The 21270-nt window shown below is 33.2% G+C and carries 24 protein-coding genes; 13 read left to right on the top strand and 11 right to left on the bottom strand.

Features of this window, described 5'->3' with window-relative positions:
• Window positions 1–103 precede the first annotated feature (103 nt).
• Window positions 104–1348, bottom strand: coding sequence for a DUF445 domain-containing protein (locus tag IEW40_RS05680; RefSeq protein WP_188617110.1), 1245 nt, complete (start codon window positions 1346–1348; stop codon window positions 104–106).
• 93 nt (window positions 1349–1441) lie between these two features.
• On the opposite strand from IEW40_RS05680, the gene msrB reads away from it, so the two are divergent.
• Complete coding sequence (gene msrB, locus IEW40_RS05675; RefSeq protein WP_188617109.1) at window positions 1442–1954, top strand: peptide-methionine (R)-S-oxide reductase MsrB; 513 nt, start codon at window positions 1442–1444, stop codon at window positions 1952–1954.
• A 14-nt stretch (window positions 1955–1968) separates the two neighbouring features.
• Here the strand turns inward: msrB and IEW40_RS05670 are convergent, their stop codons facing one another.
• The 5 genes from IEW40_RS05670 to IEW40_RS05650 form a co-directional block, all read right to left on the bottom strand.
• On the bottom strand, window positions 1969–2409 hold the full coding sequence (locus IEW40_RS05670) for a hypothetical protein (protein ID WP_188617108.1): 441 nt from the start codon (window positions 2407–2409) through the stop codon (window positions 1969–1971).
• Between the two features lie 55 nt (window positions 2410–2464).
• A complete protein-coding gene (locus IEW40_RS05665) occupies window positions 2465–3088 on the bottom strand; it encodes a hypothetical protein (protein ID WP_188617107.1) in 624 nt (207 codons plus the stop codon).
• A gap of 51 nt (window positions 3089–3139) precedes the next feature.
• On the bottom strand, window positions 3140–5512 hold the full coding sequence (locus IEW40_RS05660) for a TonB-dependent receptor domain-containing protein (protein ID WP_188617106.1): 2373 nt from the start codon (window positions 5510–5512) through the stop codon (window positions 3140–3142).
• Between the two features lie 74 nt (window positions 5513–5586).
• On the bottom strand, window positions 5587–5919 hold the full coding sequence (locus IEW40_RS05655) for a hypothetical protein (protein ID WP_188617105.1): 333 nt from the start codon (window positions 5917–5919) through the stop codon (window positions 5587–5589).
• A gap of 50 nt (window positions 5920–5969) precedes the next feature.
• Window positions 5970–6833, bottom strand: coding sequence for a GLPGLI family protein (locus IEW40_RS05650; RefSeq protein WP_188617104.1), 864 nt, complete (start codon window positions 6831–6833; stop codon window positions 5970–5972).
• A 213-nt stretch (window positions 6834–7046) separates the two neighbouring features.
• Between IEW40_RS05650 and IEW40_RS05645 the strand changes: the two genes are divergently transcribed.
• The 8 genes from IEW40_RS05645 (at window position 7047) to IEW40_RS05610 (ending at window position 13077) form a co-directional block, all read left to right on the top strand.
• Window positions 7047–7376 carry a HesB/IscA family protein gene (locus tag IEW40_RS05645; protein WP_188617103.1) on the top strand — a complete coding sequence of 110 codons (330 nt, stop codon included), beginning with the start codon at window positions 7047–7049 and terminating at the stop codon, window positions 7374–7376.
• Window positions 7377–7379: 3 nt separating this feature from the next.
• Window positions 7380–8828 (top strand): Fe-S cluster assembly protein SufB, encoded by a 1449-nt coding sequence (sufB, locus tag IEW40_RS05640; RefSeq protein ID WP_188617102.1) that lies wholly within the window; start codon window positions 7380–7382, stop codon window positions 8826–8828.
• Entirely contained in the window at window positions 8828–9310 is a 483-nt protein-coding gene (locus IEW40_RS05635; RefSeq protein ID WP_188617101.1) for a flavodoxin family protein, read from the top strand. Before sufB ends, IEW40_RS05635 begins: the two co-directional genes overlap by 1 nt.
• A gap of 6 nt (window positions 9311–9316) precedes the next feature.
• Window positions 9317–10060: a Fe-S cluster assembly ATPase SufC gene (sufC, locus tag IEW40_RS05630; RefSeq protein WP_188617100.1), complete on the top strand. Its 744-nt coding sequence runs from the start codon at window positions 9317–9319 to the stop codon at window positions 10058–10060.
• Window positions 10061–10153: 93 nt separating this feature from the next.
• Entirely contained in the window at window positions 10154–11446 is a 1293-nt protein-coding gene (sufD, locus tag IEW40_RS05625; protein ID WP_188617099.1) for a Fe-S cluster assembly protein SufD, read from the top strand.
• A gap of 21 nt (window positions 11447–11467) precedes the next feature.
• Window positions 11468–11977 carry a hypothetical protein gene (locus IEW40_RS05620; RefSeq protein WP_188617098.1) on the top strand — a complete coding sequence of 170 codons (510 nt, stop codon included), beginning with the start codon at window positions 11468–11470 and terminating at the stop codon, window positions 11975–11977.
• A gap of 28 nt (window positions 11978–12005) precedes the next feature.
• The gene (locus tag IEW40_RS05615; RefSeq protein ID WP_188617097.1) at window positions 12006–12704 is read left to right on the top strand and encodes a 3'-5' exonuclease; all 699 of its coding nucleotides are present in this window, start codon (window positions 12006–12008) and stop codon (window positions 12702–12704) included.
• A 43-nt stretch (window positions 12705–12747) separates the two neighbouring features.
• Complete coding sequence (locus IEW40_RS05610) at window positions 12748–13077, top strand: SUF system Fe-S cluster assembly protein (protein ID WP_188617096.1); 330 nt, start codon at window positions 12748–12750, stop codon at window positions 13075–13077.
• Between the two features lie 177 nt (window positions 13078–13254).
• Here IEW40_RS05610 and IEW40_RS05605 read toward each other — a convergent pair whose 3' ends face one another.
• Together IEW40_RS05605 and IEW40_RS05600 are read right to left on the bottom strand one after the other, a co-directional pair.
• Window positions 13255–14112: a sulfurtransferase gene (locus IEW40_RS05605; RefSeq protein WP_188617095.1), complete on the bottom strand. Its 858-nt coding sequence runs from the start codon at window positions 14110–14112 to the stop codon at window positions 13255–13257.
• A gap of 87 nt (window positions 14113–14199) precedes the next feature.
• Entirely contained in the window at window positions 14200–15045 is an 846-nt protein-coding gene (locus IEW40_RS05600; RefSeq protein ID WP_188617094.1) for a hydroxymethylglutaryl-CoA lyase, read from the bottom strand.
• Between the two features lie 132 nt (window positions 15046–15177).
• On the opposite strand from IEW40_RS05600, the gene pepT reads away from it, so the two are divergent.
• Genes pepT through IEW40_RS05585 form a run of 3 tightly spaced genes read left to right on the top strand, consistent with a single transcriptional unit; the run spans window position 15178 to window position 17916 of the window.
• The gene (gene pepT / locus IEW40_RS05595; protein ID WP_188617093.1) at window positions 15178–16428 is read left to right on the top strand and encodes a peptidase T; all 1251 of its coding nucleotides are present in this window, start codon (window positions 15178–15180) and stop codon (window positions 16426–16428) included.
• Window positions 16429–16439: 11 nt separating this feature from the next.
• A complete protein-coding gene (locus IEW40_RS05590) occupies window positions 16440–17003 on the top strand; it encodes an energy transducer TonB (protein ID WP_188617092.1) in 564 nt (187 codons plus the stop codon).
• Window positions 17004–17061: 58 nt separating this feature from the next.
• Complete coding sequence (locus IEW40_RS05585) at window positions 17062–17916, top strand: UDP-2,3-diacylglucosamine diphosphatase (RefSeq protein WP_188617091.1); 855 nt, start codon at window positions 17062–17064, stop codon at window positions 17914–17916.
• On the opposite strand, the gene IEW40_RS05580 is transcribed toward IEW40_RS05585, so the two are convergent.
• From IEW40_RS05580 to IEW40_RS05570, 3 genes are all read right to left on the bottom strand, one after another.
• Window positions 17909–18076, bottom strand: a complete 168-nt coding sequence (locus tag IEW40_RS05580; protein ID WP_188617090.1) for a hypothetical protein — start codon at window positions 18074–18076, stop codon at window positions 17909–17911. The genes IEW40_RS05585 and IEW40_RS05580 overlap by 8 nt on opposite strands.
• 66 nt (window positions 18077–18142) lie before the next feature.
• The gene (thiL, locus tag IEW40_RS05575; protein ID WP_188617089.1) at window positions 18143–19195 is read right to left on the bottom strand and encodes a thiamine-phosphate kinase; all 1053 of its coding nucleotides are present in this window, start codon (window positions 19193–19195) and stop codon (window positions 18143–18145) included.
• A 98-nt stretch (window positions 19196–19293) separates the two neighbouring features.
• Window positions 19294–19794, bottom strand: a complete 501-nt coding sequence (locus IEW40_RS05570; RefSeq protein ID WP_188617088.1) for an acyl-CoA thioesterase — start codon at window positions 19792–19794, stop codon at window positions 19294–19296.
• 265 nt (window positions 19795–20059) lie between these two features.
• On the opposite strand from IEW40_RS05570, the gene IEW40_RS05565 reads away from it, so the two are divergent.
• Window positions 20060–21268 carry a BaiN/RdsA family NAD(P)/FAD-dependent oxidoreductase gene (locus tag IEW40_RS05565; protein WP_188617087.1) on the top strand — a complete coding sequence of 403 codons (1209 nt, stop codon included), beginning with the start codon at window positions 20060–20062 and terminating at the stop codon, window positions 21266–21268.
• The last annotated feature ends 2 nt before the right edge of the window (window positions 21269–21270 follow it).

Below are 21270 nucleotides of genomic sequence, written 5' to 3'. Positions count from 1 at the left end.
AAGATCAACTTTGGATTTTTGACCAAAAAAAATTTGAAAAAGAATTAAAAAACAAATTTTTAGAAAGTGTTTCATGGTTTTGGCTTTTATAGGTTTTATAAAATTACAAGAAAAAATGTCCTAAGATATAAATCAACAATCCCACTAAACCACCGACCAAAGTTCCGTTTATTCTAATGTATTGCAGGTCTTTGCCCACTTCCAATTCTAGTTTTTGGCTCAGTTCTTTTCCTTGCCAGTTGCCTACCGTTTCAGAGATTAGTTCCCCAAATTTATTGGTGTTTCTCAGAATATATTTGTAGGCTGTAACTCTTATCCAATGGTCTATTTTGTGCTGAAGTTTCTCGTCTGTGCTTAGATTTTCGGAGAATTCTGCCAAGTTTTTTCTCACATAATTTTTTAATGAAGATTCTTCTAATGAAAGCTCTTCTATCAAAGTTTTTTTCAAAGAATTCCAAATATCTTGCGCGTATTGTTGCACTTTTTCGGGTTGTAAAAAATCATCTTTTAGGGCATTAAATTCAGCTTCATACTTAGGATTTTCTTTTAAATCTTTAGAAAAATCTAGAATTTTCAAAGTGATTTCTTTTCTCAGAGAATGATTGGGGTCATTTTCTACTTCTTCGAAATAACTAGAAAGTCCAGAAGTAATTTTTTCGGCAATTTTTTCATCTACAAAACTCGGAATCAACCGGTAACTTTCTTTTTTAACTCGGTCACTTACCATTTTGTGGTTTTCTAAAACATAGTTTTTTATCTGAGAAGAAAGATGGGTAATCAATTTTTGATGGTCGTTTTTCTGTAAAATGTATTCAATTCCGTTTCCTAAAATTTCATTGATTTTCAAATCATTAGACATTTCTTTGGCTTTGTTTCCAATGAATTTTACTACCGCATCATTTTCTAATTTTTTGACGATATCTAAAATAATTTCAGATAAATTATCGACCAAAGCTTCAGCATTTTTCTCTTTTTCGAGCCAATCTCCCAGAAAATTTGAAACTTTAAGTTTTTGAATATAAGGTCTAATGTTTTGTGGAGAAAGAAAATTAGAAACTACAAAACTACCGAGATTATCCCCAATTTTTTCTTTAGATTTCTCAATTAAATTAGTATGCGGAATTTTTAATCCCAATGGATGATGAAAAAGCGCGGTAACGGCAAACCAATCTGCCAAAGCGCCTACCATCGCCGCTTCAGAAAAAGCTCTGATGTAGCCCAACCAATGCGCAGGATTTCTTTTTTCTAAAATGGTGGTGGCTATAAAGATAACCGCCATCAAGACAAAAAGCCCTGTAGCCAGTAATTTGTGGTTTCGGAGTTGTTTCTTTTTTAGTTCATCATTCATTTTTCAATAATTAGAATTGAAAATTTTTATAAAGATACAAATTGCATCTTTAGTTTTATTTCTATTTTTACAAAGAAAATTGAATATATTTTAATGAAAAATCTTATTTTATTTTTGAGTTTAATATCCTTGCAATTTTGTTCTCAAGTTCAAAAACCAAAATCTATGGAAAACACTACAAAAAACAATCCATACTATTCTAGAACAGATAAAACCAAACTAAGTGTTTCTAATTCTGAATGGAAAAAAATCTTGCCTACAGATTTGTATTACGTAGCCAGAGAAGCAGATACAGAAAGACCTTTTACTGGCAAATACAATGATTTTGATGAAATTGGCGAGTATTATTGTGCCGTTTGTGGCAATCATCTGTTTAGAAGTTCATCTAAATTTGCTTCTACTTGCGGTTGGCCAAGTTTTTTTGAAGCAGACAAAGAAGGAGTTTCTTACAAAAGAGATTCTTCACACGGTATGGAACGAATTGAAGTTTTGTGCAAGCGCTGTGATTCTCATCTTGGTCACGTTTTCAATGACGGGCCAGAACCCACCGGAATGCGCTATTGTATGAATTCTGTGAGTCTAGATTTTGAGAGGGATAAAAAGTAAAAACTTTGAGATTTTTAAAATTGTAGTATATCTGCTTCATCGCTGTATTTGAAGCCATTAAGTATCCAACCTTTACCACTATTATAATAGGTAAATGAGAATATTATGGGGCTATTTTCAAATTTTAAAATGTAAATTTTACGGAGTAAGGTTTCATTTATTGCTAAATCTTTATAAAATTCATATCCAACAATCTCACCGTATCTTGAAGTTACCATATTCATTTGTTTCATGGTAAGTCCTTCCAATTGGTCTAGTTCATTTTCTGGCAAAATCCATTTCATCCTAAGAATTGCATAAGCATTTTTGAAATCTTTTTTAGAAAATGAATTCATTACATCTTCTGAAAAAGATTTTACTTCTTCTTTTGTCCTGAATGTATAATTTTTTTCTATAACTTGTGAATAAAATAGCACTGAAATAAAAAGCAATAAAAGAGAGATTGTTTTTTTCATTTCTTAAGGTTTTGATGGTTGGTTTTTAAATATTTATTAAAAAAAATCAAGTGCTTTACATTTTTCCGTAGTGATAAGCAGGCATTGTGCCATCTCTTTTTACCAAAATCCAAATCGGACCCGGGAAATAATTGGGCGCTTTAACGTACCAAATCCAAAAATCATTTACGCTTTCTCCTTCTTCAGGAGGAAAAATTCCACTGTTTTCTGCTGTTTTTTCTGGTAAAAGAGTAATTGTTAGATTTTTATCTTCTTTTAAGCCTTTTGCAATTGTTTTCTTAATGTCTTCTACACTTGGGTTGTTTGGCAATCCAAAATCAGATGGACTTTCTAAGATTCCAGAGACCAAATTATCAGCATTCTTATTTTGTTCATTTTTGATGAAAAGCGCATCTACACCTTCTTCAAATGCTGATAAAATATCTTTTTTAGATGCTATTTTCGATTGATTTTCCTGTTCTAAAGCATCAAAAGAATAACAAGCAGACAGCCCTTTTTCTTCTAAAATTTTGTCAAAATCTTCTTTTGTTGGCATTTTTGTGTTGTTTTTAATCTTTTCATTAGGGCTTTTGCTAGGCATATTTTCTGAATTCTCTTTGTTCAGACTTTGAACATTAAATTGCTTGTAAATTAAGTAAATACAGCCAATTGCTAGAATGGTAATAAGCAACTTTTTCATAAAAATTAGTTTCTACTAAGATACTCATTTTTCTTTTACAGAAAAAGGCGTTTAAAAATTCACATCTAAACCAACGTATAAATTCGCGGGCATTATTGGCGCATATACCATTCCTCCATCAAAATAATTTCCGAAAGGATTTTGCGCTTCAATAATTGGGTTAGTTTGTTGAAATCCAGTCAGATTTTCGCCACCAATGTAAGCTCGAATATGTTTATTGAATTGATATGCAACTTGTGCATTTAGAGTCAGATAAGATTCAGAAAATTCTGGTAATTGTAAATTCTGTGGATTAGATTTTGTGTCAGGAATTCTCTGTTTTCCTACAAATTGCAAAGTGGTATCAAAGCTCCAAAAATTGTCCTTTCCTTCTTTTTTTGTAGAATAAGCTGCATTAAAAAATGCTCTGTTTTTTGCCATAAAAGGAACTTGTTTTCTTCCACCTTGAAAATCAGCTTTCACATCATAATATTTATAAGCCAATCTCAAATCCAGATTTTTAGCAGGGCTGAAATCTAATTGCGTTTGTAGTGAATTGGCATAAGATTTTCCGTTGAAGTTATAAAAAACGATTTTCTGAGGATTTTCTAAATCTGCCAAAACTTGGTTTTGGAAATCTGTTCTGAAAAAATCTGTAACCCAACTGGCTTTTTTCCCGAAAAGTTTAAATTCTTGTTGAAGACTTATGCCGTAATTCCAAGCGATTTCTGGTTTTAATCCGTAGATTTTCCCTTGATTATCAGTAACTTCTAAAGTTCTGTTCGAAGCAAAAAACTGTTGACTTTCGGCAAAAATATTGGCGGTTCTGAAGCCTTTACCAGCAGAAATTCTTACGATGGTTTTCGGAGAAAAATCGTATTTGAAATTAATTCTAGGTAAAAATTGAGTTCCTGCCAAATTATGAAAATCGAGCCTTGAGCCAGCTACCAAAGTAAATTTTGTTCCTGTTAAAGTATATTCTGCAAAAACACCAGGAACTTTTTCTGTTCTTTTGTAGTTTAGAGTTAAATAATCTTCGTTGTAATCATCGTACAATAAACTTCCTCCAATTTTATATTTATTATTGGTATTTCCTATAATGCTTTCGAAAATTAAATTAGAATAGAAGGTTTTCTGTTCTCCAAAATAATTTCTGTAACCAAAAAAACTGTTTTGTTTGTGATAGGTCAATTGATTCATCAAGCCAATGCTTTGATAAGGTTTTCCTTTGAAAATGTAACCGGTCTTATTCCAAACTTGAAAACGATTAATGTCTATATTTACGCCATATTTGTTTTGTGAAGATTGTGGAAGTTTGTCATCAAAGCCAATTTGCCCAGCAATTCTTTTGTCCAGCAAATATTGAATCCCGAAATGCGAGCCGAAGCCTGAGTTTTCTAAATCATTGAAATCCAATAAATAAGCCGCATTGATTTGGTTGCCTTTTGGCCTGTCTAGAAAACCATCATTATTGCTATCCATTTCACCAGCCGTTACATTTCCGTGAAGCAAAATGCTATTGCTCCAATGCTCAGATAGTTTCGAAGTAGAGGTGAAATTTGTCTCATATCTTCCATTGAAATCTGCAAAAAGATTGATTGTGTTTTCAGGATTTTTATTGAATTTTACAAATTCTGTATTGATTTGTCCAGTGATGCTTTCATAACCATTCACCACAGTGCTACCACCTTTGGTCAATTGAATTCCAGAAATCCAACGTCCGGGAATAAAATTGAGTCCGTAAGCAGAAGCTAAACCTCTAATTTCTGGCAAAAGTTCTTTTGTTAAAGCAGTGTACTTTTGGTCTAAACCCAACATTTTTAATTGTTTAGTGCCTGTAACTGCGTTAGAAAAACTTACATCAACCGTTGCATTGGTTTCAAAACTTTCAGATAAATTACAGCAAGCAGCTTTTAAAAGTTCTTTCTTGCCAATGTTATACGTTAAATCTGCTGATTTTCCGTTAATTGCGGTTGCGTCTTGTACTTTGGTTAATTTTACTTCTTGTATCGCTTTGTCTATAACTTCAGAATGGTTATGTTCTTCTTTTTTTGTAGAATTCGTATCCATTTTCATTTCTTCAGAAGTTCTTTTTTCTTCTTTTTTATCGAAAGTTACGGTTCTGTCATAATGGCAACAAGCAGGAAGTTTGTCGTAAACTTCTTGTGTAGTCTTATATTTTTCGTTGTCGTGACCAACTTCTGCAATTTTTTTCAAAATTTGGTCTAAAGAAGTTTTACTTTGGTCAAATTCTAGTTTTAGAATGAGTGTTTCTGCGTCCCATTCTGCAATAGAAGCACCATATTTTTTTGAGATTTTTTCAATTCTGTCTTTGCACATTCCACAGGCACCGTTTACTTTGGCTTCTAATTGGGTTTGTTGTGCGTAAATGATAGAGGAAAACACTATTGCTATAAACAGCAAAGTTTTATATAATGATTTCATTTTTAATAAGTTAAGTTATAATTTCATGAAAAAATAAGTGGTTTTAGAACACACTTATGGCTATCAAAAAATAATTAACCTATTTTTGGCGGTTGCCAAATAGAATTGAAAAGAGAAGAAAGGTGAGGTTGTAAGTAGAGATTTTCTACTTTAGGTGAATAAAATTCTATATGAATTGCGTCCTCAGAAATATTTTTGTTTTCTAGGTTAAAAACTACTGTAGAACCACAAGAATAACAACTTGCACAATTTCCTTCGCAAGATTTTTTTTCATTTTCATTACTGTGGCAAGGTTTTTTTTCAGATTTGTCACAACAGCTTTTTTCAGTTTTACAACAATCTGATTTTTCATTGGCAGAAAAGAAATTTTGTTTAGGAAAAATGAAAATTCCTAAACAAAAAATCATAACCAATATTTGGAGTTTTTTTGCCATTGATTGTGCAAAATTATAAAAATTTATTTAGATAAAATTTCTATCGGGTTATTGTTTTTAGCAACTTCTTCTTTTAGACGGTCTTCCATTTGTTTTCTAAAATCTGGGTCCATACGAAAACCACCGCCACCAGGTCTATTACCTCCGCCCATACTTTGTGGTGGAGTTGGTCCGCCTCCTTGTGTAAAAGAATTAGTAACAAAAGTTACGGGATCTTTTCTATAAATTTTTTCTTGTTTTTCAAAATCTGTTCTTTTTACTTTGATAGGATTGCCAAACCTATTATCAAAGTTTGGAAATTCTGTAATCTTCTTAGACTGCTGTAAATCAAAAGAATAATCACCTTTTTCGTCTTCTAACTTTATAATAAGACCAGGCAAACCTTTGAATTTATAGGGTCCATCTTGAAAAGGAATGTCTTGAGTAAACCATGCATACCATTTTCTTCCTGCAAAAAAAGTTTCTGCTTTTTGGGTTTCATATTCACCGATTTTCACCGTTTCTGGAAGAATTTTCCAATCCATTTTGCGGTCTTCTTCATAGGTGTATTGGTCTCTTCCTAATCTAGTTTTAAAATAAGTGATGTTTTTTACCAAATCCTTTTCCACAATATAATCTATGCTTGTTCTGAGATTTTGCATAGTATTTCTATCAAAATTTCTAGTTTCTCGCATTCTTTGGATGATAGAATCTCTTTTTATCCTTCCTTCGCCATAAAACAATGATTTTTCTGGTGAAATGTCTAGTCTGGCATTTTCTGTAGTTACATTGGTTTTGTCAGTAGAGTCAGATTTCATGCTTACTTGATAGATGAAACGGGTGGTTTGTGCAAAGTAAAATTGAGATATTGCAATTAAAAATAAGGTGATTGCTAATTTTTTTTTCATTTTAAATTTTTTCTTTGATTTAATATTCGCAACAAAGTTAAATTGGAATTTTTTATAATTCATCAATTTTATTATTTTTTATGTGTTTTTAATAAATAGATGGTATATATTAAGATATTCTTATTCAAAAATGAAAACAATAGATAGCTTCAATTTTTTTTTACATCAATAAGTTTGTAAATTTGCAATTCAAAATCATTCTAAATAAAAATAATGATTAAAGTAACAGACTTAGCAAGAGAAAAAGCATCTCAATTAATGAAAGAAGACGGCTTCAATCCTGAAACTGATTATATCAGAGTAGGAGTGAAAAGTGGCGGTTGTTCTGGACTAGAGTATGTTTTAAAATTTGATAAAGAAAAAACAGAAGCTGACCAAGTTTTTGAAGACAACGGGGTAAAGATTGTAGTAGATAAAAAGTCTTTCTTGTACCTTGTAGGAACCACGCTAGAATTTTCAGGTGGTTTGAATGGAAAAGGTTTCGTTTTTAACAATCCTAATGCTGCAAGAACTTGCGGTTGCGGAGAATCTTTTAGTTTATAAATTATGGCGAAATATACCGAAGATGACCTGAGGGAAGACCTCAAAACCAAAGAATACGAAGCTGGTTTTTATACTGATATTGAATACGAAGATTTCCCAACAGGACTGAATGAGGAAATTGTGCGTATGATTTCTGCTAAAAAAGAAGAACCAGAATGGATGACCAATTGGCGTCTAGAATCTTTCCGAATTTGGCAAAAAATGGAAGAGCCAGATTGGGCAAATATTCAATACGAAAAACCTGATTTTCAAGCAATAAAATATTATGCTGCTCCGAAAGTAAAACCAGAATTGGCAAGTTTAGATGAAGTAGATCCAGAATTATTGAAGACTTTTGCAAAATTAGGAATCAATATCGAAGAGCAAAAACGTTTGGCTGGAGTAGCAGTAGATATCGTAATGGATTCTGTTTCTGTGAAAACCACATTTCAAGAAACATTGAAAGAGAAAGGCATCATTTTTTGCTCTATTTCTGAAGCCATTAAAAATCATCCAGATTTAGTTCAAAAATACATCGGAAAAGTAGTTCCGAGAGGTGATAATTTTTATGCAGCACTCAATTCTGCTGTTTTCTCAGACGGAAGTTTTTGTTACATTCCAAAAGGGGTGAAATGTCCGATGGAACTTTCTACATATTTTCGTATCAACCAAGCGGGAACCGGCCAGTTCGAGAGAACTTTGGTGATTGCTGATGAGGGCAGTTATGTAAGTTATCTAGAAGGTTGCACCGCACCTGCAAGAGACGAAAACCAATTGCACGCCGCAGTGGTAGAATTGATTGCAATGGATGATGCCGAAATAAAATATTCTACCGTACAAAACTGGTTTCCAGGAGATGAGAATGGAAAAGGTGGGGTTTATAACTTCGTAACAAAAAGAGGTTTATGCGAAAAAAATGCTAAAATTTCTTGGACTCAGGTAGAGACAGGCTCTGCCGTTACTTGGAAATACCCTTCTTGTATTTTGAAAGGAGATAATTCTGTTGGTGAATTTTATTCTATCGCGGTGACCAACAATCATCAATATGCAGATACTGGCACGAAGATGATTCACATTGGTAAAAACACCAAATCTACCATTATTTCTAAAGGCATTTCTGCAGGAAAATCTAATAATTCATATAGAGGTTTGGTAAAGGTAATGCCTTCAGCCAAAGGAGCTAGAAACTTCTCACAATGCGACAGTTTATTAATGGGGAACGAATGTGGAGCGCATACTTTTCCTTATATCGAAATTAAAGACCCTACAGCACAGTTAGAACACGAAGCTACCACTTCTAAAATTGGTGAAGACCAAATTTTCTATTGCAACCAAAGAGGAATTGATACAGAAAAGGCAATTGCTCTCATTGTAAACGGGTTCAGTAAAGAAGTTTTGAATAAACTACCAATGGAATTTGCCATTGAAGCGCAAAAGTTATTAGAAATTTCGTTAGAAGGAAGTGTAGGATAATGGATAATAATGCCGTAATCATAGTTGGTTCTTCTAGAAATCTAGGAAATACAGCGAGAATTTCTAAGATGATTTCAGAAAAAATGAATTTTGATATAGTAAATCTTAACGATTATCAAATATCATATTACGACTACGATAGTAAAAATAAGGATGATGATTTTTTACCTTTAGTAAAAAATATAATTGAAAAATATGACACCTTAATTTTCTCAACGCCAGTTTATTGGTACACCATGAGTGGCGTGATGAAAGTTTTTTTTGATAGATTTTCAGATTTAATCAGAATTGAAAAAGATTGGGGAAGAAGACTAAGAGGAAAAAAGATGTTTGTGGTTTCTAATACTCATGATGATGAGTTAGAATATGATTTTTATTTACCTTTCAGACTTTCTGCAGAATATTTGGGAATGCAATATTTAGGTAATCATCATTATAATTGTGACAAAGAAAATCTAAGAATAAAAGAAATAAATATTTAAGATAAAATGCTTAAAATTAACAACTTACACGCCAGAATAGAAGACGGCGTAGAAATTCTGAAAGGAATCAATTTAGAAATAAAACCAGGAGAAGTTCACGCGATTATGGGACCAAACGGTGCTGGTAAATCTACGCTTTCTTCAGTAATTGCAGGGAAAGAAGATTACGAAGTAACCGATGGCGAAATTCTTTTCGAAGGAGAAGATATCATAGAAGATGCTCCAGAAGAAAGAGCGCACAAAGGTATTTTTCTTTCTTTTCAGTATCCTGTTGAAATTCCTGGAGTTACAGTGACCAACTTCATCAAAGCTGCGCTGAACGAAACCAGAAAAGCCAACGGACTAGAAGATATGCCTGCAAAAGAAATGTTGGCTTTAGTACGTGAAAAATCTGAACTTTTGGGGATTAAAAAAGATTTCCTTTCTCGTTCTCTGAACGAAGGTTTTTCTGGAGGTGAGAAAAAAAGAAATGAAATTTTCCAAATGATGATGCTTAATCCTAAATTGGCCATCCTAGACGAAACAGATTCTGGTCTAGACATCGATGCTCTAAGAATAGTAGCAGATGGGGTAAATGCATTTAAAAATGAAGGAAATGCAGTGCTTCTAATTACGCATTATCAAAGACTTTTAAATTATATACAGCCAGATTTTGTGCACGTTTTGGCAGACGGAAAAATCATCAAAACTGGTGACAAATCTCTAGCTTTAGAATTAGAAGAAAAAGGGTACGATTGGCTTGTTAAATAGTTTGATATAGTTCGAGAATTTGATATAATTTGAAATAGTTCAGACCAAATCAAACCCTTCAAACCAAATCAAACCAAATCAAACATAAAGTTTATGTCATTATTTGAACAAATTTTAGAAAAAAAATCTTCACTTTCAGGTGAAAAATCGATTGCTTTAGAACAATTCTTAAGCAAAGGTTTCCCTACCAAAAAAGACGAAGAATATAAATATACTAACCTGAAGGAAATTATAGAAAAAACGTATAATTTTTCTCCTTCAGAACATCATTCTATCAGCAAAAAACAATTAGATGAGCTTCACCTTGGCGAAGAACATTTCGATTTTATTGTTTTCGTTAATGGAAAGTTGCACAAAGAATTATCTAATATTTCTGTAGAAAATGTTGAGTTTTTAACATTAAATTTTGCAATTTCTCATGAATCATATTCAGAAATTATTAAAAATCATTTTAATACCATTTCAAATCAAGATTTAGCTTTTTGTAATTTGAATGAAGCGCTTCATGAAAATGGTTTTTTTCTTCACGTTCCAAAAAACGTGGTGATAGAAAAACCAATTCATGTTTTTTATCTGTCTCAAAATCAGGATGAAAACACGTTTTACAACACCAGAAATTTGTTAGTTGTAGAAGAGAGTGCCAAAGTAGAAGTGATAGAATCTCATCATAATTTTGATGAAACTTTTGTCTTTACCAACTCGGTAACCGAAATTTTTGTAGGCAAAAATGCAAAAGCAGATTGGCATAAATTACAAAATGACTCTGATACTTCGTATTTGGTAGACCACACTTTTGCGAAACAAGAAAGAGATTCTTTAGCAACGGTAAACACCTTCAGTTTCGGTGGAAAATTGGTGAGAAATAATTTAGATTTTATTCATAACGGCGAGAATATCAATTCGTTTATGAACGGAATAACGATTATTGGTGGAGAACAATTGGTAGATCATCACACGGCGGTTCATCACAATCAACCGAATTGTGAATCTTACCAAAATTACAAAGGGGTTTTCAAAGATAAAGCACATGGAGTTTTCAACGGGAAAGTCTTTGTAGATAAAATCGCCCAAAAAACCAATGCGTATCAACAAAACAACAATATTTTGTTAAATGAAGGCGCAACCATTGACACCAAACCTCAATTAGAAATTTTTGCAGATGATGTAAAATGTTCTCACGGTTGTACAGTTGGGCAATTGAATGATGATGCATTGTTTTACCTAAGAGCAAGAGGAATATCAAAAAAAGAAGCACAAGCTTTGTTATTGTATGCTTTCGCCAATGATGCGATGCAAAACATTGATATCGAGCCATTAAAGTTAAAAGTTTCAAAACTGTTGGCAGAAAAATTAGAAGTGAATATAGAGTTTGATGATTTGGATTAAATTTCATAATTTCGTCTTAATATGAATTTAGAGCAAATAAATTTTCATCTAGACGCTTATAAAGAAAATGACCAGATTTTAGATGCTGCGCGTTTTCTCATCAGAAATTTTGACCTAGAACACGAGAATTTTGCAGGCTTTGATTTCAGAGAAGAATTAGAAACAAATGGACTTCTATTAACTGCAGAAGGAGAATTAGGAGAACCACAAACAGTGAAAATTCCTAGAAATTTGTTTGATTTTAATCTAGATTTGGTGCTGAATATGGTAGCTCACGAAATGCTACATGTTCGTCAAAAAGACCCAAATTCTTTAGTAGAAGACAAAAATGAAAGAGAATTTCAGGCATATTACGAAATGCTTTTTCATAAAACTTTCCCTCAAGTTCCAGTACTTTCTGCTTTTTATATCAAACAGTTTGGTGCTAAAGCTTTAGAATATTACAAAAGAATGGGCGAAGGTTCTGAATTGCAAACCAAATACACTGAACAGAAAAAAGAAGTGGAAGATTTAATTGCTTCTCAATCTTGAAAATTTAAAAAAACTAAAACCAACCCAAATGATTAAAAACATTCCGATAGAAAAAGTTCTTTTTCTGGATATAGAAACCGTTCCGCAGGTGAGTAATTTCGCAGAACTCTCTGAAACAGAACAAAAACTTTGGGATAAAAAAACGCAAAGACAACGAAATGAAGACATTTCTGCTGAAGATTTCTACCAAGAAAAAGCAGGTGTAATGGCAGAGTTTGGAAAGATTATTTGCATTTCTATTGGGATTTATGATAAAAATGACAAACTTCTCATCAGAAGTTTTGCTGGAGATAATGAAGAGGAATTATTAAAAGAATTTGGAGAAATTTTCAATCGTCCGAAATTGCAAAACGTGATTTTGTGTGGGCATAACGGAAAGGAGTTTGATTTCCCGTGGATTGCGAGAAGATTTCTGATTAATGGGATGCAACCTCCAGCACCTTTCCAAATGTTTGGAAAAAAACCTTGGGAAATTCCACATTTGGACACCATGGAATTGTGGAAATTTGGCGATTGGAAAAGTTTTATTTCTTTAGAATTAATGGCACATCTTTTCGGTGTTCCTACGCCTAAAGATGATATAGATGGTTCTATGGTTTCTTCTATTTATTATATAGAAAAAGACTTGCCTAGAATTGTAAAATATTGCGAAAAAGATGTGCTAACTTTGGCCAATGTTTTTCGAAAGTTAAGACAAGAAGATTTATTAGAAAGACGTAACGATTAAAATAATGCCGTTAGCTGTTTGCTGAAGGCAGATTGTAGAAAATATGAAATTTACAGAAGAACAAATTGCAACAATAGGAGAAAACATTATCAAAGCCCTGAAAACGGTTTTTGACCCAGAAATTCCTGTAGATATTTACGAATTGGGATTGGTTTATGACGTTCAAATTTCTGAAGAAGGAGATGTAAAAGTTGTAATGACTTTGACCACCCCAAACTGTCCTGTTGCAGAATCTCTACCACAAGAAGTGAAAGAAAAAGTAGCAGGAGTAGAAAACGTAAAATCTGTAGATTTAGAACTCACTTTCGAGCCCAGTTGGAACAAAGAAATGATGAGTGAAGAAGCTAAATTTGAATTGGGAATTTTATTCTAAACCTTTGTTATGAGGAATAAAAACAACGAAGCAATCCGTTGAAAAAATATAGAAAACGCTGAAATTTTTCAGCGTTTTTTATTTATAAAATTTGGAAAATTTTGAAATCTATGGATTTCTTTTGCGCCTTAAAAACATAAAGCTTTAAAAATTTTCTTTGCGCCATTGCGTTAAAAACTAAACTTCTCTCGCAATTTCCTTACCTTCTCTTCTGCTCCATTCACTCCAAGAACCTACGTATAAATTCGGAATTGGGAAACCTGCATAATCCAAAGCCAAAATAGTATGACAAGCTGTAACTCCAGAACCACAATGAATAATGAGTTTTTTTGTCATGCTGAGCGAAGTCGAAGCATCTGATAGTAAATTCTGATATTTTTCTTTCAAAATTTTAGGCGAAAGAAATTCGCCATTTTCATCTAAATTTTCAGAAAAAGGAATATTGATTGCACCAGGAATATGACCAGCAACCAAATCGATTGGTTCACTTTCACCACGGTATCTATAAGCATCTCTCACGTCAATTACTGTGGCAGAATTTTTTGCAATTTCTTTTTCTACATTTTCTAAAGTTGAGGTTGGCAAACTCCAATTTTCTCTCAAAACAAAAGAAGCTTTTTCAAAAATTTCTTCACGAGAATTGGTAGGAATTCCTGCCTTTTCTGCTGCCTGAAAACCACCACTCAGAACCTGAACTTTTTCTATACCAAATGCTCGCAACATCCACCAACATCTTGCAGCGGCGTTTCCACCATTCGCTAAATCATAAACTACAATATGAGAATCTTCCGAAATCCCCAAATTTTGTAAAGTTTCTGCAAAATTTGAAATTTTTGGCAAAGGATGCCTTCCTCCGAAAGCAGCATTTTCGCCGATTTCTGCCAAATCTTTATCTAAATCTATAAATCTAGCGCCTTTAAGGTGGTTGTCAAGATAGTTTTCTTTGGCTTTATTTCCTGTTCTTGAATCAAGAATCACTAAATTTTCTTGATTGAAAATTTCTAAAAGTTCGGTTGAGGTGATGATGGGTTTCATAAAATGGGTTATAATTTTTTTCACGCAGATTTCGCAAATTGTGGTGATTTAAAAAAAATCTGCTAAATCAGCATAATCAGCGAGAGTTTAAAATTTAAAAATATCTTTCGCTTTATTCCAAGCAGCTTCAAAGTTAAGAAGATTTAATTGGTGGTCCAGCTTTTCGGATTGTAAAAAATTTATCACTTTTTCCGTAGGCATATTTCCTACCAAATCATCTTTTGCCATAGGGCACCCGCCCAAACCTTTAATCGCAGAATCAAATCTTCGGCAACCTTGATCATAAGCCGCTTTAAGTTTGATGTAAGAATCTTCGTATCGATTATGGAAATGCGCTCCGAAATTTATTTCAGGATATTTTGCGGGGATTTTTTCAAACAAAAGGGATATTTTTTCTACATCTGCAACGCCAGTAGTGTCAGAAAGCAAGATGTTTTTAACACCTATTTCCGAAAATCTTTTCGCCCAAAAATCTACATCTTCCCATTTCCAAATTTCACCATAAGGATTTCCGAAAGCCATTGAAAAATAGAGATTCAGCTCCCGATTTTCGACTTTAGAAATTTCTAAAATCTGCACCACTTCCTCGAAAGCTTCTTCCTGATTTTTATTGGTATTTCTATACTGAAACGTCTCCGAAATAGAAAACGGAAATCCCAAAATATCTATATTAGAATGCTTTAAGGCTCGTTCTGCTCCAGAAAGATTGGCTACAATTACTGAAATTTTGGTGTTGTTTTTTTTCTGAATTTCGGGAATTACCTCTTTTGTATCCGCCATTTGTGGAATGGCTTTTGGAGACACAAAACTTCCGCAATCTAGCACATCAAAACCTACTTCCATCAAAGCATTGATGTAATCTATCTTTTGTGAAGTAGGGATAAATTCTCCCCAACCTTGCATCGCATCTCTTGGGCATTCGGTTAAAAACATTTCTATTTTTAGATTTTATTTCTTTGCTAAAAATACGATTTTTTGGGGATTTTGAAAATTCTTAAAAATTCTTCCAACTCCCAACTTCCAACTTCCAACCAAATAAATTAAATTTGTAAAAAATACTTTTCAATGCAGACAATAGAATTCAACCACGAATGGAAAATGCGACTTCTGAACCGTTTTCTAGCTTATGTTAAAATATATTCTACCAGCGATCCTGAAAGTGAAACTACTCCTTCTACGGAAAGACAATGGGATATCGCAAAATACATTTTCCAAGAATTGCAGGATTTAGGATTGGCTGATGTTTCTATGGACGAGAATGGCTACATTATGGCGTATGTTCCTTCTAATATTCCTGAAAACGAGCCAACAGTGGGCTTTATCGCGCATTATGATACTTCGCCAGATTTTAAAGGAGAACACGTAAATCCACAAATTTGGGACGATTACAATGGTGGAGATTTGGTTCTGAACGCTGCAACTGGTTTCACGCTTTCGTCTGAAAAATTCCCAAGTTTGAAAAAATATGTAGGAAAAACTTTGATTACTACTGACGGAACTACTCTTCTCGGAGCTGATGATAAAGCAGGAGTTGCAGAAATTGTAACCGCCGCAGAATATCTTCTAGCTCATCCAGAAATAAAACACGGAAGAATTGCCATCGGTTTTACACCAGACGAAGAAATTGGAAGAGGTGCACATAAATTTGATGTAAAAAAATTCGGCGCAGAATATGCTTATACGATGGACGGAAGTGAAGTGGGCGAATTAGAATACGAAAACTTCAATGCAGCAGGAGCAGTGGTGAAAATCAATGGACTTTCTGTACATCCAGGTTATGCTTTTGGTCAAATGAAAAATGCAGGACTTCTCGCAGTGGAATTTGCACAGATGTTACCAGCTAATGAAACACCAGCTACCACCAAAGGTTTTGAAGGTTTTTATCATTTAATGGAAATTAAAGGTGATGTTTCTGAAGCTAAATTGCAATACATTATCCGTGACCACGATGCTGATAAATTTGAAAATCGTAAAAAATTCATCAACGAAAAAGTAGCAGAATTTAATGCAAAACATGGTGAAAATACTGCCGAAATAGAAATTAAAGAGCAGTACAGAAATATGAAACAGCAATTTGAAGGCAAAATGCACATTGTAGAAATTGCAGAACAAGCGATGAAAGACGCCAACATAGAACCAAAAATTAAAGCAATACGCGGTGGAACTGATGGTGCACAATTGTCTTATATGGGATTGCCTTGTCCTAATATTTTTGCAGGTGGAGAAAATTTCCACGGACCGTATGAATTTGTAGCACTAGAATCTATGGAAAAAGCAGTGAAAGTAATTGTGAATATTGCGAAAGCGAAGAAATAAAACAAAAAATCATGAAAAAACTATTTTCTTTTTTTATTACATTAATTTCTGTTTTTGTGTTTTCGCAATTTGCGGAAATTAAAAAAATTGATAAAAAATTTGAGCAGAAATATTCAGAGATTAGAAAAAAATATAAAAAAGTTCACAATGCCGAAAGAGAAAAAGAAGAAGCAAAGCTTTATGAAGAGCAGGCAATTGAATACGAGAATGCAATTGCAGAATTCCAAAAGAATGAAGAAAAGATAGACGTTAAAACACTTTCTACTGATAATTGGAGCAAGCCAATAAATTTTGAAGGTGGAATAGGGGCATTTAGAAAACTTTTTGCTGAAAATTTTGATATTTCAATATTATCTGGTAATTCAGGAACTGTAAAATCTGAAGTAAAATTCATTGTTGATGAGAAAGGTAATGTATTAAATATTTCAGCAAATGGGAGTGATAAATTCTTTAATCAAATTGCTGTCTTGACAATGTTCAGAATAAAAGATAAGGGAAAATGGACACCTGCGGAAATTGATGGAAAACCAGTAAAGTCAGCTTTTCGTTTTCCAATAACTATGAATTTTGAATAAATTTAAAACTCTGTTAACCACCAATTAACAAACCAGAACTATTTTTACAAAAACTTTTATGGCAAAACAAAAACGCGAAGTAGAAGTAGTGATTTTATCGGACATTCATTTGGGAACGTACGGTTGTCACGCCAAAGAATTGGTGGCATTCTTGAAAAGCGTTTCTCCAAAACTGTTGATTCTCAATGGTGATGTAATTGATGGTTGGGCTTTTTCTAAAAGGTATTTTCCAAATTCTCATATGTCGGTTTTGAGTGAATTTTTCAAAATGATGAAAAAAGGAACTCAGGTAATTTACATTACAGGAAATCACGACGAATTTTTAAGGAAATACACAGATTTATCAATGGGAAATCTTTTTCTCACTGATAAATATTTATTAGAAATTGAAGGAAAAAAACATTGGATTTTTCACGGAGATGTTTTTGACCATACTACTTCAGGTTCTGCAAAATTCATCGCCAAATTGGGTGGAATTGGTTATGATTGGTTGATTTTAGTGAATAGAGCCATCAATTGGGTTTTAGAAAAATTCGGGAAAGGAAAAGTTTCTCTTTCCAAAAAAGTGAAAAATTCTGTAAAAAAAGCGGTGAAATTCATCGGTGATTTTGAGAAAAAAGCCACTGAAATTGCCATCAACAATCATTATGATTATGTAATTTGTGGGCATATTCATCAACCTGCAGATAAAATTTGGACTACCGAAAAAGGCAGCGTTCATTACTTAAATTCTGGTGATTGGATTGAGAATCTTTCTTGGCTTGAATTTGACAAAGGAACTTGGAGTTTAAAATTCTTTAACGAAAAAGACTTTGAAAAGCCTGTGATTGAAGAAAACGATATTTCAGTCAATATGGAAGAACTGATTCATCCAAAAGTTTTTGCAAGTTTTGTCGCAGATAAATTCAACTAAACACAAAATAATACAACAATCCCCAAATAGCCACGAAAAATAAAACAAAAAGAAAAGAAGATTTCAAATCTTGCTTTTCTTTTTTTATGTAATGTTTGTACAAAACTACTCCTATAAAAGTGATGATAATTAAAGTTGGGAGAAGTGTAAAATGTGCCATTTTTAATAATTTATTGCAACTAATTTAAAATTGTAAATAAATATTCGTGAATTTGTGGCAAAATTTTTATTTCTTCAAAAAAGCATCCCAACCTTGAGCTGTAATTTGTGCCAATTCATTGCTTCCTCGTAAAACCATAAAATTTCCCTGTTCCAAATCTACAGCGTGACCAATCACCGTAAAATCTGGGTGATTTCTTAATTTTTCAAAATCATTTGGCGAAATGGTGAAAAGCAATTCATAATCTTCGCCACCACTCAAAGCACACATTGCAGGGTTGAGGTTAAATTCATCTGCCGTAGTAATCGTAAGCGTGTCTAACGGAATTTTTTCTTCGTACAATCTGAAACCCACTTTACTTTGATCAGAAAGATGTAGAATTTCTGAAGCTAAACCATCAGAAACATCAATCATAGAAGTTGGTTTTATCTCTAAATTTTCAAGAATTTTTTTAATATCCGTTCTTGCTTCAGGTTTTAATTGTCGCTCCAAAATATAATCATAACCTTCCATTTCTGGCTGCATATTAGGATTGGCAAGATACACAGAATGCTCTCTTTCTAAAATTTGCAAACCGAGATAAGCTCCGCCTAAATCTCCTGTAACTACCAGTAAATCATTTGGTTTTGCTCCGTCTCTTTTCACCAAATTTTCAGAAGTTTCTAAACCAATTGCAGTAATGGTAATCACCAAACCAGAAGTAGAACTGGTAGTATCTCCGCCAACTAAATCTACATTATACTTTTCACAAGCTCTGTAAATTCCGTCATAAATTTCATCTAAAGCTTCCACAGGAAATCTGTTAGAAACCGCCATAGAAACCAAAATTTGTGTAGGAACAGCGTTCATTGCCGCAATATCACTCAAATTCACGACCACAGCTTTATAACCTAAATGTTTCAATGGAACATATCCCAAATTAAAATGAACACCTTCTGCCAAAACATCGGTAGTAATCACTACTTTTTTATCTTCAGGATTAATGATGGCAGCGTCATCACCAATAGAACGTTCTGTGGAAGAATTTTTTATTGGAAAATTTTCGGTAAGATGTTTTATCAAACCAAATTCTCCTAATTCTGAAATGGGCGTTAATTGAGGTTTTTTATCTTCGAGCATAATTTATGATTGATATTAGATGATTGATAATTGATAAAAGGATTTAGAAAATTTACTTCTTAATTAATCAATTATCATTCATCAATTATTTAAAAATTTTAACGATTTAAGTCAAACAAATTTGCATCTAAGTTTTCCGGACGGAAAGGCAATGCTTTAATGTCTTCTCTTGATAATAATTTCGTATTTTCAGTCTTAAACTGATTCATCACTACCAAAATATCATCTGGTGGAGTAGTGGTTTTTCGCAGCATCATATCAATCCAAACTCCCGTTGCTTCAGCCGTTGCGCAATGTGTACCGTCTGGTAAATAAAATTTGTGGGTAAACTTATAAATACTTGCATCTTCAGAACTTCCAGAAATTTCTAGCGAAACAATCACTTCTTGATCGGCATAAATTTCCTTAAAAAAAGAATATCTTTCATGCAAAATTACGGGGCCAATTCCCCATCTGTTGAGTTGCGCCACTCCCATTTTATGCTTCGTCATAAAAGCCATTCTTGTTTGTGCGCAGTATTGCACGTAAGAAGAATTTGCCAAATGTCTGTTCGCATCAATATCGCTCCAGCGAACCTCGTGTTTATGGTAATAAATCATAAAATTTCTAAATTTTGGGCGCCAATTTCCTCGTTCCGTTCCCGCTTCCCAAAAAAAATATTTTTTACATTCTTTAAAAAATATTTTCTCGGGAGAGCTCCACTCAACTCGGGGCGCAATTCCGTTATAAAATCACTTAATTTTCAAGATTCAAAATTACGTAATAATCGTGGTTTAGAAAAATCGTATTTTTGCATCAATAGAAGCGCACTTTATTCCGCTTATCAAATTAAGAATTTCATTTGGCTTTAATCAAAACCTAAAGATGAATAAAAAAAAGAAAATCACCATTATTGGAGGAGGAGCAGCTGGATTTTTCTGTGCTGCAAACTTAGATGCAGAAAAATTTAACGTCACGATTTTAGAACAAAACAACGAAACGCTACAAAAAGTAAAAATTTCTGGCGGCGGAAGATGTAATGTTTCTCACGCTTGTTTTGATCCCAGAGAATTGGTGAAATTCTATCCAAGAGGAAATAAAGAACTGTTAAGCGTTTTTAGTAAATTTCAACCAGGTGATACAATGGATTGGTTTGCTCAACGAAACATTTCGTTGAAGATAGAAGGTGACAACAGAATCTTCCCAGAAAGTAATTCTTCACAAACTATTATTGACTGTTTTTTAAAAGAAGTTCAGAATAAAAATTTTGAAATCAAAACACAATCTGTGGTTTTAGAAATTCAAAAACTAGAAAAAGGATATAAAATCATCACCAAAGAAGAAGAAATCTTCTCTGATTACGTGATTTATACCACAGGAAGCTCACCAAAATCCCTGAAAATGATAGAGAATTTGGGGCATAAAATCGTTTCGCCAGTTCCGTCATTGTTTACTTTTAACATTAAAAATGATGTGCTGAATGATTTAATGGGAACGAGTTTTCCTTATGCAGAAGTTTCCATTCCAAAATTAAAAATGGAAGAATCTGGGCCGCTTCTCATTACCCATTGGGGACTTTCTGGACCTGCCATTCTAAAACTTTCTGCGTGGAAAGCCAGAGAATTGGCAGATTTGAAATATCATTTTGAAGTGAAAGTCAATTTTATTGGCGTTGATAAAGAACAAGCCGAAGAAATTTTCAAAAATTACCGAGAAGAAAATCCTAAAAAAACGATAGGAAATTCTAAAATTTTCGACATCACTTCACGTTTTTGGCACCGAATTTTGTGGTTGTCTAAAGTAGATTTAGAGAAAAATATTTCACATATTAACAAACAAGAACTCCAAAAAATTCTAGAAAATCTCTGCGAAAATATAATGCAAGTAAAAGGAAAATCTACCTTCAAAGACGAATTTGTAACAGCGGGAGGTGTAGATTTAAAAGAAATTGACTTTAAAACAATGCGTTCTAAAATTCTAGAAAATTTCTACATTGCTGGTGAAGTTCTCAATATTGATGCGGTAACTGGCGGTTTTAATTTTCAAGCGTGTTGGAGCGAAGCCTGGCTCATTGCGCAGGATTTGAACACTTAAAT

Source organism: Cloacibacterium rupense, assembly GCF_014645495.1.
Classification (GTDB): Bacteria; Bacteroidota; Bacteroidia; order Flavobacteriales; family Weeksellaceae; genus Cloacibacterium; species Cloacibacterium rupense.
This window is presented reverse-complemented; position numbering and strand designations above follow the sequence as displayed.

Excerpts from the sequence above, each read along its gene's own strand:
- IEW40_RS05570 (WP_188617088.1), bottom strand. The coding sequence starts at position 19,794 with ATGATTTATTACCATAAACACGAGGTTCGCTGGAGCGATATTGATGCG.
- IEW40_RS05680 (WP_188617110.1), bottom strand. The coding sequence starts at position 1,348 with ATGAATGATGAACTAAAAAAGAAACAACTCCGAAACCACAAATTACTG.
- IEW40_RS05615 (WP_188617097.1), top strand. The coding sequence starts at position 12,006 with ATGATTAAAAACATTCCGATAGAAAAAGTTCTTTTTCTGGATATAGAA.
- IEW40_RS05650 (WP_188617104.1), bottom strand. The coding sequence starts at position 6,833 with ATGAAAAAAAAATTAGCAATCACCTTATTTTTAATTGCAATATCTCAA.
- IEW40_RS05655 (WP_188617105.1), bottom strand. The coding sequence starts at position 5,919 with ATGATTTTTTGTTTAGGAATTTTCATTTTTCCTAAACAAAATTTCTTT.
- IEW40_RS05620 (WP_188617098.1), top strand. The coding sequence starts at position 11,468 with ATGAATTTAGAGCAAATAAATTTTCATCTAGACGCTTATAAAGAAAAT.
- sufB (WP_188617102.1), top strand. The coding sequence starts at position 7,380 with ATGGCGAAATATACCGAAGATGACCTGAGGGAAGACCTCAAAACCAAA.
- IEW40_RS05645 (WP_188617103.1), top strand. The coding sequence starts at position 7,047 with ATGATTAAAGTAACAGACTTAGCAAGAGAAAAAGCATCTCAATTAATG.
- sufD (WP_188617099.1), top strand. The coding sequence starts at position 10,154 with ATGTCATTATTTGAACAAATTTTAGAAAAAAAATCTTCACTTTCAGGT.
- IEW40_RS05580 (WP_188617090.1), bottom strand. The coding sequence starts at position 18,076 with ATGGCACATTTTACACTTCTCCCAACTTTAATTATCATCACTTTTATA.
- IEW40_RS05605 (WP_188617095.1), bottom strand. The coding sequence starts at position 14,112 with ATGAAACCCATCATCACCTCAACCGAACTTTTAGAAATTTTCAATCAA.
- IEW40_RS05660 (WP_188617106.1), bottom strand. The coding sequence starts at position 5,512 with ATGAAATCATTATATAAAACTTTGCTGTTTATAGCAATAGTGTTTTCC.
- IEW40_RS05585 (WP_188617091.1), top strand. The coding sequence starts at position 17,062 with ATGGCAAAACAAAAACGCGAAGTAGAAGTAGTGATTTTATCGGACATT.
- IEW40_RS05670 (WP_188617108.1), bottom strand. The coding sequence starts at position 2,409 with ATGAAAAAAACAATCTCTCTTTTATTGCTTTTTATTTCAGTGCTATTT.
- msrB (WP_188617109.1), top strand. The coding sequence starts at position 1,442 with ATGAAAAATCTTATTTTATTTTTGAGTTTAATATCCTTGCAATTTTGT.
- IEW40_RS05565 (WP_188617087.1), top strand. The coding sequence starts at position 20,060 with ATGAATAAAAAAAAGAAAATCACCATTATTGGAGGAGGAGCAGCTGGA.
- IEW40_RS05635 (WP_188617101.1), top strand. The coding sequence starts at position 8,828 with ATGGATAATAATGCCGTAATCATAGTTGGTTCTTCTAGAAATCTAGGA.
- IEW40_RS05610 (WP_188617096.1), top strand. The coding sequence starts at position 12,748 with ATGAAATTTACAGAAGAACAAATTGCAACAATAGGAGAAAACATTATC.
- sufC (WP_188617100.1), top strand. The coding sequence starts at position 9,317 with ATGCTTAAAATTAACAACTTACACGCCAGAATAGAAGACGGCGTAGAA.
- thiL (WP_188617089.1), bottom strand. The coding sequence starts at position 19,195 with ATGCTCGAAGATAAAAAACCTCAATTAACGCCCATTTCAGAATTAGGA.
- IEW40_RS05590 (WP_188617092.1), top strand. The coding sequence starts at position 16,440 with ATGAAAAAACTATTTTCTTTTTTTATTACATTAATTTCTGTTTTTGTG.
- pepT (WP_188617093.1), top strand. The coding sequence starts at position 15,178 with ATGCAGACAATAGAATTCAACCACGAATGGAAAATGCGACTTCTGAAC.
- IEW40_RS05600 (WP_188617094.1), bottom strand. The coding sequence starts at position 15,045 with ATGTTTTTAACCGAATGCCCAAGAGATGCGATGCAAGGTTGGGGAGAA.
- IEW40_RS05665 (WP_188617107.1), bottom strand. The coding sequence starts at position 3,088 with ATGAAAAAGTTGCTTATTACCATTCTAGCAATTGGCTGTATTTACTTA.